The sequence below is a fragment of the Chryseobacterium sp. SIMBA_028 genome (assembly GCF_046535285.1).
GTDB lineage: Bacteria > Bacteroidota > Bacteroidia > Flavobacteriales > Weeksellaceae > Chryseobacterium.
In genome coordinates, this window is the sequence record NZ_JAWRWZ010000083.1 from 1 (window position 1) to 377 (window position 377).

Sequence of the window (377 nt, forward strand, 5' to 3'; positions counted from 1 at the left end):
GGCAGCGAACCCGACTCCTGCAAATGGTAATACTGGCGTTGAGTTGAATAATGGTAATTTGCTTTTAAAATGGACAGGAAGTGCAAACACAACAAACTATACAGTTTATTTTGGAACGAATCCTCAAAATTTAACTAATATCGCTACGGTACCTTATTCTGCTACACCATCGTATCAGCTTACTAATTTAAGTCCGGCAACAAATTACTATTGGAGAATTGATGCAAACAATGCGCTCGGTCTTGCAACAGGAAATGTGTGGAATTTCCGTGCAATAACACAAAGTCTTGTCGGAAACTGGCCATTCATGGAAGCTCCATCAGCGGGTGAACAGATTGCAGATCTAACGTCTTTTGCCAATAATGGAATCTTAAATG

Annotated in this window: 1 protein-coding gene; it reads left to right on the plus strand. The window is 40.1% G+C overall.

From position 1 onward, the window contains the following. Positions 1-377: fibronectin type III domain-containing protein (locus SCA31_RS22640; protein WP_410699301.1), on the plus strand; the 377-nt coding region annotated here is incomplete at both ends.